Here is a 9,743-nt window from a genome sequence, read left to right as displayed (position 1 = left end):
GCGATGCCGCGCCGGCGCCGCCGGTGGTACGCAGCGGCGCGGGCCGGCGAGCACCCAAGCCGCAGCGCGTCCGACGGGACGCGCTGCGGCGCGCGCAACGCTATTGCGTCGGCTGCACGAACAGATCGCGCCGCGGCAGCCCGCTGCTCCAGCCCGTGTCGCAGGAACAGGTGCTGCCGATGCCGCCGCGGACCCGGCAGGAATTGTTGACGCCGCTCCGGAAGTTGCCCTCCTGCGAGCCGCGCACGCGAGTGCGGAGCAGGTTGGTGCCGGCGATGCCCTCGCCCTGGTCGAGACAGCTCGCGCCGTAGCAGTAGCACTGCAGGCCGCCGCCGCCGGCGCGGCAGTCGAGATTCGAGCGGCATCCGGTGCGCTCGGCGAAGCAGCCGTAGGCCTGGATGCCGAGCGCGTTGGGCTCGCCGGCGGGCGCGATCGCCTGGTAGACGAGGCCGTCGCGGCCGGTCTGTTCGGGGCAGCCGATCGCGAGCAGGCCTTCGTAGGCCGTCTTGAGGTTGTACGCGCGCTGCAGGTTCTTGCAGTCGTCCGAGCCGTCGCCCTTGCACAGCGGCGAGTAGATCTGCAGCCACAGTTCCCAGACCGGCTTGAAGCCGTAGCGGATCGGCTGGTCGCCGCGTCCGCCGCTCGCGATGAACGCGTCGACGCGTTCCTTCGTCACTTCCTGCGTGAGCGCGGCGCGCGTGCGCGGCGTTCCGCCCATGACGATCTGGCGCCATTCCGAATGCGTCTTCGACGCGCGTTCGCGCTGTTCGCGCGAGTAGGCCGCGCAGCCGTCGACGCTCCAGCCCAGGGTGGTCGGATTGTTGCCCTCGATGCCGGCGCAGGCCTTGGCCTTGAGTATGTTCAGGATGTCGGCCGTGCTGGCCGTCGAACTCTCCCAGCGCTGGAAACGGCTGCCGAGCACCTGGCGCACCTGGATGTGCGAGCCGAGCCGCTGCAGGTAGGTCACGTACGGATTCCACTCGCTCTGCTGGCCGGCGCGTTCGGCGCGGATCAGCGGCAGCGCCTCGAACTGCTGCACGTCGGAAGGATCGACGTTGGCCTTCGAGAAGCAGTCGCGGCCGCGCTGATTGAAATCGACGGTACGCGTCGGCGTCGTGATGTCGATATGGGTGCTGGTCATGCGCTGGGTGGTCGCGACGTCCGCGCCGGTCATCGCCGACACCGAGCCCCGGGCGGTCAGTCGCGCCGTCGTGTAGCTGCCGCTGAGTTCGAAGCTGGAGCTCGTCCGGCGCGTGAGCTCTTCCATGCTTTCGGCGTTCTGGAACTGCCGCGTCGCGGAGCCGTCGGGCGGCGACAGCGTGGCGCAGCTGCCGAGGCGGGCGTCGACGAAGAATTCGTTGCCGGTGCTCGGCGGATCGAAGCCGTTGATGGCCGGCAGGTAGAACGAATGGCCGAGGCCGCGGCAGATGCCGTCCGGGCAGGCCGGCGTCTGCATTTCGGTGCCGGCTTCGTCCGGTGCGGCGTGGGCCGGCCGGCCGGCCGTCAGGCCGAGTATCGCGACGAAGCCGATGAGCGCGGACCAGGCGGCCGGATGTGTGGCGTGGAAGCAACGGGCTTGCGCCGGATTGGCGCAACGTTCATCGGATTGCATTTTCCAACCTCCCTCTGACGCGAGTGGGGAGCGGACCTCGCACCGAGTTCAAGCGTACGAATCGCCGGCTTCCTATCACCGCCGGAACACGCCGTTTCCGGCGGAACCTCGGACGCCTGCGCAACGTTGGAATAATGGGAAAAAGTCACAGTTCGCTTGTCGTACGCCTGTTGTGGAAGACGGACGGGCGCAGGCGGAACTGCCGTATTCCGCGGCGAATTCCGGTGTGCCCGGAGCGCTCCCGAAGGGCGCCGCTGCGCGCGGCTTCCGGCGTTCGCGCAAGCGGCGCAACAAACGCCGCCAAGTGCCCGCCGGCCGTCGCGATATTCCGCCGAGCCTGTCGCCGGCGTCGCGACATCGCGATTTCTGCACTCACGTTCATCTGCGTCGCTGAGACACGATATGTACACATTGAGACATGTCTCTTTGGTCTCGTCATTGACGTGCAGGAATTGCATGAAGGAGCGCCTATGCAGTGATCCGCTCGCCGCTGTCGTTTTTTTCCCGATTCTCACCCCTGAACGAATCGTCGCGCGGGGCGGGCTCGCAACCGCCTGCGCGACCGAACACGGAGAACTGTCATGCAACAGAACCTGTTTCGCCTCGTCGCGCTGGCCGCGGCGATCCTCGCGTGCGGCACGGTCCGCGCGTCCGAAGAGCCGGCCGATACCGCCGCAAAACCCCGGTCGTTTCTCGATCACGTCGATCCGGCGATCGTCGCGACCATGCGGCGGCAGGAGCAGCTGCAGCCGGCCGTGACGGCGCTGTACGAAGCGCACCTGCAATCGCCGGGCTCCGGCTTTGCCGGCGTCGCGTTCGAGGGCGATGGCGTCACGCTGTACTGGAAGGGCCCGCTGAGTCTCGACATGTACAAGGCCGTCGGCCAGGCGCGCAAGGTCGGCGCCGTCGCGATCAAGCCCGCGGCCTATTCGCTCGCCGAGCTCGAAGCCGCGGCAGCGAAGATCGACGAGAGGGCGCATGTCCTCGGCGGCAGCGAGATCCAGGCCGTCGTCATGCGTTACGACGGCGCCGGCCTCGACGTCGAGCTGATGCCGCGCGCGACGCTGAAGGAGCGCGCCGCTGCACGCGCGAAGGCGGGCGCGATCGGTATCGCATCCGCGGAGCAGGTACTGGCCGGTCTCGATCTCGGCGTGCCGATCACGCTCGCGATCGCCGACGCGCCGATCGAACTCGCGAGCCGCACCAACGATTCGCCGGCCTGGAATGCCGGCGGCTATTGGGAGTCGCGCCGCAGCGGCCAGGTGCGCGGTCTCTGCACGACCGGCTTCGGCATCCGCGCGTACAACCGTACCTGGGTGCTGACGGCCGCGCATTGCGCGACCGCGCCGGACGTCGGCTACCAGGGCTTCGACGGCCAGTACATGGGCCCGGTGACGCGCGAGAACTACTCCTACGATCTGATCCTGATCGACGCGGGCGGCTATCACCGCATGTTCGACAACGTTCAGCCCAACGGCAACGACTACAAGAACGTCTATGGCTGGGGGTATCACTCGGCCAACGAACTGCTGTGCCAGTCCGGATTCACGAGCGGCTACTACTACAGCACCGTCATCTGCGGTCTGAAGACGGGGTCGAGCCAGAACATCTCGGTCTCGTGCAGTACGCCGGACTCCGACGGCGACTGCGGCTACACGATCTACGGCGTGATCAAGACGACGCAGATCAACGGCTCGACCGCGGTGCGCGGCGGCGACAGCGGCGGCCCGGTGTTTTCGCTGATGGGCGACGGCGTACGCGCGAAAGGCAGCGTGACCGGCGGCAGCGGGACGACGATGTATTTCCAGGACTGGGCCGACGTCATCCGTCTGTACAGCGGCTATCCCGTGACGCCGTGATCGCGGCGGGGCGAGCCTCGTTCGCGAGGCTCGCCTTTCCGTGCGGACCTGGGGCGGTCGGCGTCATTGTCCGGCGAACGTCGTTGCGGACGGGAGCGCGGGTTCCGGCCGCCGACGACGGCAGGAATGGCGAGCGCGGCGGCGGTCGGGTCGGGACGCTAAGCCAGCGCCCGTTCGGCCTTCAGCAGCTTGTCGATGATCTGGCCCAGCCAGTGCTGTTCGTCCGCATCCAGATGCGCGAGCAGGCGGCGTTCGTGTTCGAGCGCGAGCGGCGCGACTTCGGCGTGGACCTTGCGGCCCTTGGCCGTCAGGCTCAGCACCGACTGGCGCTTGTCGTGGTCGGCGGTCGCGCGGCGCACGCGGCCGTCCTTCATGAGCTCGGCGACGGCGCGGCTGACGGCGACCTTGTCCATGGCCGTGCGCTCGGCCACTTCGCGCGCCGACAGGCCGTCGTAACGGCCGAGCACGGCGACGACGCGCCATTGCGTGATCGAGAGCTGGAAGCGGTCGGCGTACTCGCGCGCGATCGCCTGGCTGACCGTGTTGGACAGTACCGACAGCTGGTAGGGCAGGAACTTTTCCAGCTCCAGCGGCGTGTTGCCGGCCATGCGGCGGTATCCCTTGCAATTGGTTTCAGTTGAAACTATAACGGCCGCCTCACCGATGCAAGCCTGCAGGAGCCCGCCATGAGCGCCCAGCCCAATCTCGGCATGAAGCCCACCCAGTTCGACAATCCCATGGGCATCGACGGTTTCGAATTCGTCGAGTTCGCCGCGGCCGACGGCCGTCTTCTGCACGAGCTGTTCAAGCGCATGGGCTTCACCGCCGTCGCGCGCCACCGCAGCCGCCCGATCACGCTCTATCGCCAGGGCGGCGTGAATTTCCTCGTCAACGAAGATCCGGATTCCTTCGCCGCCGACTTCGCCAGGGCCCACGGTCCCTGCGCCTGCGGCTTCGCGATCCGCGTGCAGAAGCCGGCAGACTGGGTCGCCGGGCAGGCCGTCGCGAACGGCGGCGCCTACGTCGACCACAAGGCCGATACGCGCGCGGTCGACACGCCGGTCATCAAGGGCATCGGCGACTGCATGCTCTATCTGGTCGACCGCTACGGCGACGGCGGCGACGTCTACGGCGAGTTCGAGCCGATTCCGGGCGCCGAGCAGAACCCGAAGGGTTTCGGCCTGACCTTTATCGACCACCTGACCCACAACCTGTACTTCGGCAACATGCAGAAGTGGTCGGACTACTACGAACGCCTGTTCAACTTCCGCGAGATCCGCTACTTCGACATCAAGGGCAGCAAGACCGGCCTCGTGTCCAAGGCGATGACCGCGCCCGACGGCGTCGTGCGCATTCCGCTGAACGAATCGTCCGATCCGAAGAGCCAGATCAACGAATACCTCGACCAGTACCACGGCGAGGGCATCCAGCACATCGCCTGCTTCACCGACGACATCTACGAGACGGTCGAAGCCATGCGCCGCGCCGGCGTCGAATTCCTCGACACGCCGGACACGTATTTCGAAGTCATCGACCAGCGCGTGCCGAACCACGGCGAGGACGTGCCGCGCCTGGCGAAGAACAAGATCCTCATCGACGCCGACACGGAGACCAAGCAGCGCAAGCTGCTGCAGATCTTCACCCAGAACGCGATCGGCCCGATCTTCTTCGAGATCATCCAGCGCAAGGGCAACGAAGGCTTCGGCGAAGGCAATTTCCAGGCGCTGTTCGAGTCGATCGAACGCGACCAGATGCGCCGCGGCGTTCTGTGATCGCGCCGCGCGCGGCGCTCCTCGATGCGACTGTGGGCTGAGCCCACCAACCGGGAAACGATGGCTCCGAACTACCTTTCCGGCTTCGGCAACGAACACGCGAGCGAAGCGCTGCCGGGCGCGCTGCCGCAGGGACGCAATTCGCCGCAGCGCGCGCCGTACGGCCTGTACGCCGAGCAGATCTCGGGCACGGCGTTCACGGCGCCGCGGCACCAGAACCGCCGCAGCTGGCTGTACCGGCTGCGCCCGGCCGTGCTGCACCGGCCGTTCGCCGCGTTCGCGCAGCCGCGCTTCCACAACCGTTTCGACGAAGCCCCGGCTACGCCGAACCAGCTGCGCTGGGATCCGCTGCCGCTGCCGGTTGAAAACGAGCCAGTGGATTTCCTGGACGGTCTGGTGACCTATGCCGGCAACGGCTCGGCCGCGGCGCAGGCCGGCATCGCGATCCACCTGTACGCCGCGAACCGCGACATGCAGGGCCGCTATTTCTATTCGGCCGACGGCGAACTGCTGATCGTGCCGCAGCAGGGACGCCTGAGCATCGCGACCGAGCTCGGCGTGCTCGAGCTCGAGCCGCAGGAAATCGCGCTGATCCCGCGCGGCATCCGCTTCCGCGTGGCGCTGCCCGACGGCCCGGCGCGCGGCTACGTCTGCGAGAACTTCGGCGCACAACTGCGCCTGCCGGACCTCGGTCCGATCGGTTCGAATGGCCTGGCCAATCCGCGCGACTTCCTCGCGCCGGTCGCGGCCTGGGAAGACGTCGAAGGCGACTTCGAGCTCGTCGCGAAATTCCAGGGCGAGCTCTGGCGCGCGGCGATCGGCCACTCGCCGCTCGATGTCGTCGCCTGGCACGGCAACCACGTGCCGTACAAGTACGACCTGCGCCGGTTCAACACGATCGGCTCGATCAGCTACGACCATCCGGACCCGTCGATCTTCCTCGTGCTGACCTCGCCGAGCGACACCCCCGGCGTCGGCAACATGGACTTCGTGATCTTCCCGCCGCGCTGGCTGGTGGCCGAAGACACGTTCCGTCCGCCGTGGTTCCACCGCAACATCGCCAGCGAGTTCATGGGCCTGATCCACGGCGTCTACGACGCCAAGGCCGGCGGCTTCGCGCCGGGCGGCGCGAGCCTGCACAACTGCATGAGCGGCCACGGCCCCGACGCGGCGAGCTTCGACAAGGCCAGCGCGGCCGACGTGACGAAGCCCGACCACATCGTCGATACCATGGCCTTCATGTTCGAGGCGCGCGCGGTGCTGCGCCCGACGGCGCAGGCGCTCGCTTCGCCGCAGCTGCAGCAGGACTACCACGAATGCTGGCAGGGCCTGCGCAAGACCTTCGATCCGGACCGGCGATGAGCCGGTACCGCCTGCTGCCGTTGCTGCTGATCCTGGCCGCGGCGGCGGGCTGCCGCGCGCCGGCCGCCGTGCGCGCCGATCCGCTGGCCGGGATCGAATGGGACCCGCCCGCCTGGCAGAACGTCATGCTCGATGCGGTGCACCGGCCGTCCGGCGAGGGCGAGGACGTCTGCTGGCCGCTGTATTCCGCGCTGCACGACGACGCGCCGGCGGGCTATCGCGATTGCACGCATCATTCCGCGCCGCTGGCCTGCATGGCCAAGGCGCGCCGCGACGGCGCGGCGGCCGCGCTCGTGCGCGTCGGCATGGGCGATGATTCGATGTACGGCTGGGCCGGCCTGCAGCGCGGCGACGGCGGCTTCGTGCTCTACAGTTACGACAGCAGCCCTTGCGGCGGTGTCGTACCGTCGGCCTGCGGCTATCGCCTGCAGCGCGCGGCCTGCGAAACCGTCAGCGCGCTGGAGGCCGATCTGGCCGCGCAGCGCGCGTTGTGCGACAAACCCTATTTCGGAGCGAAGCGACAATGAAACTCGGAAGTCTCAAGGAAGGCGGCCGCGACGGCACCCTGATCGTGGTCAGCCGCGATCTCTCGCACGCCGTGCGCGCCGACGGCATCGCGCCGACCTTGCAGCGGGCGCTCGAGGACTGGAGCAGCACGGCGCCGCGGCTGAACGCGCTGTCGGAGCGGCTCAACGCGGCCGTCGCCGGCGAGAGCCTGTCGACCTTGCAGGGCGTGTTCGCGCTCGATCCGGCCCAGCTCGCCGCGCCGCTGCCGCGCGCCTACGAATTCGTCGACGGCAGCGCCTACCTGCCGCACGTGGAGCGCGTGCGCAAGGCGCGCAAGGCCGAAGTGCCGGCGTCGTTCTACGTCGATCCACTGATGTACCAGGCGACCAGCGCCGGCTTCTACGGCCCGCGCGATCCGGTCGTCGTGCCGAGCGAGGCCTACGGCATCGACCTCGAAGCCGAGATCGTCGTGGTGACCGACGACGTGCCGATGGCGGTCACGCCGATTGATGCGGCCGGCCACATCCAGCTGATCGGCCTGATCAACGACGTGAGCCTGCGCAACCTGATTCCCGACGAGCTGGCCAAGGGCTTCGGCTTCCTGCAGTCCAAGCCGCGCTCGGCGCTGTCGCCGGTGTTCGTGACGCCAGACGAGCTCGGCGACGCCTGGCAGGACAGCAAGGTGCATCTCGCGCTGACCACGCATCTGAACGGCGCCTGGTTCGGCGCGCCCGAGGCCGGCGTCGACATGCAGTTCAATTTCGCGCAGCTCGTCGCGCATGCGGCCAAGACGCGGCCGCTGAGCGCCGGCACGATCGTCGGCTCCGGCACGATCGCGAACCAGGACACCACGACCGGCGCGTCCTGCCTGGCCGAGCAGCGCGTCGTCGAGACCCTGCGCGACGGCAAGCCCACGACGCCGTTCATGAGCTACGGCGACCGCATCCGCATCGAGATGTTCGACCGCGCCGGCAACAGCATCTTCGGCGCGATCGAGCAGACCATGCGCGCGCCCTGAGCACGCGGGCGGCGCCGGGCCGGACGGCCCGGCGCCGCGGTTTCGCGGCTCGTCCGCGTGGTTGGCGCGGCCGTGGCGTCGGAGTAGATTCGCCGCAGGCCCGGCGCAGCGGCCGGTCGTGGTCCCGCAGGTTTGCGGCACGATCTCCGTACACGCCGCTGCTGTTTTTGCATTTGTGGAGCCCCCTTGAGTCAAGGGGGCGGCCAAACGTCTGCACCGCAGATGTTTGGCGGGGTTGTGGGGGTAAGCAGCCGGGCATGGAAGCCGCGCTGCGAACGAATGATTCTGACCCTCGAGGAGTTTCGGCGATGTCGACGACGGAAGGCTTGCGGCTCTACAGCTACTGGCGCTCGAGCGCCGCGTATCGCGTACGCATCGCACTGAACCTCAAGGGGCTGCCTTACGACATCGTGCCGGTGCACCTGACCGCCAACGGCGGCGAGCAGCATTCGGCCGACTATGCCCAGCTCAATCCGCAGGAGGTCGTTCCGACCCTGCTCGACGGCGGACGCGTGATCCGCCAGTCCATGGCCATCATCGAATACCTCGACGAATCCTACGACGGCGAGCTCAAGCTGCTGCCGCCGACCGCGCGCGACCGCGCGCGCGTGCGCGGCCTCGCGCAGATCGTCGCCTGCGACATTCACCCGCTCGGCAACCTGCGCGTGCTGCAGTACCTCGAACGCGAGTTCGCGACGCCGGCCGAGGAGCGCGAACGCTGGTCGCGGCACTGGATAAGCGAAGGCTTCGACGCGCTGGAGGCGCTGCTCGCCGAGAACCCGTCGACGGGCCAGTTCTGCGAAGGCGACGATCCGAGCCTGGCCGACATCTGCCTCGTGCCGCAGGTCTACAACGCGCGGCGCTGGGGCGTGGCGCTCGAGGAGTATCCGACCATCGTCCGCATCGCCGAGGAATGCGCGAAGCTGCCCGCGTTCGAGCGCGCACGGCCGGAGAACCAGCCCGACGCGCCGAAGAGCTGATCCGCCATCGGCCGCCGCGCCGGCGATGTCCGGCGCGGCGCTCTGGCGCGAGCGCGGGCAGCGGCCATAATCGGCCGCATGATCTACGAGTTCGACAACTGGCGCATCGACACGGCGCGGCGCGAAGCGTTTCGCGCCGGCGCCGCCGTCGCGCTGCCGCGGCGCGTGTTCGACCTCGTCGTCTATCTGCTGCAGCAGCGCGAGCGCGCGGTCGGCCGCGACGAGCTCGTCGCCGCCGTCTGGGGCCGCGTCGACGTGGCCGACGTGCAGGTCAGCCAGCTGATCGCGCGCGCACGGCGGCTGCTCGGCGACGACGCGCAGACCCAGGCGACGATACGCACGGTCAGCGGCTTCGGTTACCGCTGGGTCATGCCGCTGCGATCGGCCGGCGGTGAGGCGGCCGTCGACCCCGTCGCAGTGGACACCGCCGATGCGCCGGAGCCGATCCCGCCGCCGCTCGCGTCGGGCGCTGCGCCCGCCGATCCACCGATGCCGCCGGTCGTTGCGGCAGTCGATGCGCGACCCGACCCGGCCGTGACGCGGCCGCCGGCCGCGCTATCGACGCCCGCCGCAACGCCGACATCGACAGCGGCGCCGGCAAGGACTGCGCTGCGCCGCCGCCTCGGCCTCGGG

General features: G+C 68.8%; 9 protein-coding genes. 7 read left to right on the top strand and 2 right to left on the bottom strand.

Annotated elements, in window-relative coordinates; translation table 11 throughout:
* Positions 1-100: 100 nt before the first annotated feature.
* Entirely contained in the window at positions 101-1,612 is a 1,512-nt protein-coding gene (locus NON22_RS15110; RefSeq protein WP_257387780.1) for a hypothetical protein, read from the bottom strand.
* 581 nt (positions 1,613-2,193) lie between these two features.
* Here NON22_RS15110 and NON22_RS15105 point away from each other — a divergent pair.
* Positions 2,194-3,471, top strand: coding sequence for a S1 family peptidase (locus NON22_RS15105; protein WP_257387779.1), 1,278 nt, complete (start codon positions 2,194-2,196; stop codon positions 3,469-3,471).
* Positions 3,472-3,629: 158 nt separating this feature from the next.
* Here NON22_RS15105 and NON22_RS15100 read toward each other — a convergent pair whose 3' ends face one another.
* Positions 3,630-4,079 (bottom strand): MarR family winged helix-turn-helix transcriptional regulator, encoded by a 450-nt coding sequence (locus NON22_RS15100; RefSeq protein ID WP_257387778.1) that lies wholly within the window; start codon positions 4,077-4,079, stop codon positions 3,630-3,632.
* 78 nt (positions 4,080-4,157) lie between these two features.
* Between NON22_RS15100 and hppD the strand changes: the two genes are divergently transcribed.
* From hppD to NON22_RS15070, 6 genes are all read left to right on the top strand, one after another.
* Positions 4,158-5,243, top strand: coding sequence for a 4-hydroxyphenylpyruvate dioxygenase (gene hppD, locus NON22_RS15095; RefSeq protein ID WP_257387777.1), 1,086 nt, complete (start codon positions 4,158-4,160; stop codon positions 5,241-5,243).
* A gap of 60 nt (positions 5,244-5,303) precedes the next feature.
* Positions 5,304-6,605 (top strand): homogentisate 1,2-dioxygenase, encoded by a 1,302-nt coding sequence (gene hmgA, locus NON22_RS15090; RefSeq protein WP_257387776.1) that lies wholly within the window; start codon positions 5,304-5,306, stop codon positions 6,603-6,605.
* Entirely contained in the window at positions 6,602-7,132 is a 531-nt protein-coding gene (locus NON22_RS15085) for a hypothetical protein (protein WP_257387775.1), read from the top strand. Before hmgA ends, NON22_RS15085 begins: the two co-directional genes overlap by 4 nt.
* Positions 7,129-8,130, top strand: coding sequence for a fumarylacetoacetate hydrolase family protein (locus NON22_RS15080; protein ID WP_257387774.1), 1,002 nt, complete (start codon positions 7,129-7,131; stop codon positions 8,128-8,130). The genes NON22_RS15085 and NON22_RS15080 overlap by 4 nt, the downstream gene beginning before the upstream one ends.
* A gap of 308 nt (positions 8,131-8,438) precedes the next feature.
* A complete protein-coding gene (maiA, locus tag NON22_RS15075; RefSeq protein ID WP_257387773.1) occupies positions 8,439-9,110 on the top strand; it encodes a maleylacetoacetate isomerase in 672 nt (223 codons plus the stop codon).
* A gap of 78 nt (positions 9,111-9,188) precedes the next feature.
* A partial coding sequence (locus tag NON22_RS15070; protein WP_257387772.1) for a winged helix-turn-helix domain-containing protein occupies positions 9,189-9,743 on the top strand: 555 nt, incomplete at its 3' end.

It is taken from the genome of Tahibacter caeni, from assembly GCF_024609805.1.
In the GTDB taxonomy this organism is placed as follows: Bacteria; Pseudomonadota; Gammaproteobacteria; order Xanthomonadales; family Rhodanobacteraceae; genus Tahibacter; species Tahibacter caeni.
Note: the sequence above shows the minus strand (reverse complement) of the source record. Positions and strands in the feature narration are given on the sequence as shown.

Bases quoted from the DNA above. Each gene is read 5' to 3' on its own strand.
- maiA (WP_257387773.1), top strand. From the start codon at position 8,439: ATGTCGACGACGGAAGGCTTGCGGCTCTACAGCTACTGGCGCTCGAGC.
- NON22_RS15085 (WP_257387775.1), top strand. From the start codon at position 6,602: ATGAGCCGGTACCGCCTGCTGCCGTTGCTGCTGATCCTGGCCGCGGCG.
- NON22_RS15105 (WP_257387779.1), top strand. From the start codon at position 2,194: ATGCAACAGAACCTGTTTCGCCTCGTCGCGCTGGCCGCGGCGATCCTC.
- NON22_RS15110 (WP_257387780.1), bottom strand. From the start codon at position 1,612: ATGCAATCCGATGAACGTTGCGCCAATCCGGCGCAAGCCCGTTGCTTC.
- NON22_RS15080 (WP_257387774.1), top strand. From the start codon at position 7,129: ATGAAACTCGGAAGTCTCAAGGAAGGCGGCCGCGACGGCACCCTGATC.
- hppD (WP_257387777.1), top strand. From the start codon at position 4,158: ATGAGCGCCCAGCCCAATCTCGGCATGAAGCCCACCCAGTTCGACAAT.
- NON22_RS15100 (WP_257387778.1), bottom strand. From the start codon at position 4,079: ATGGCCGGCAACACGCCGCTGGAGCTGGAAAAGTTCCTGCCCTACCAG.
- hmgA (WP_257387776.1), top strand. From the start codon at position 5,304: ATGGCTCCGAACTACCTTTCCGGCTTCGGCAACGAACACGCGAGCGAA.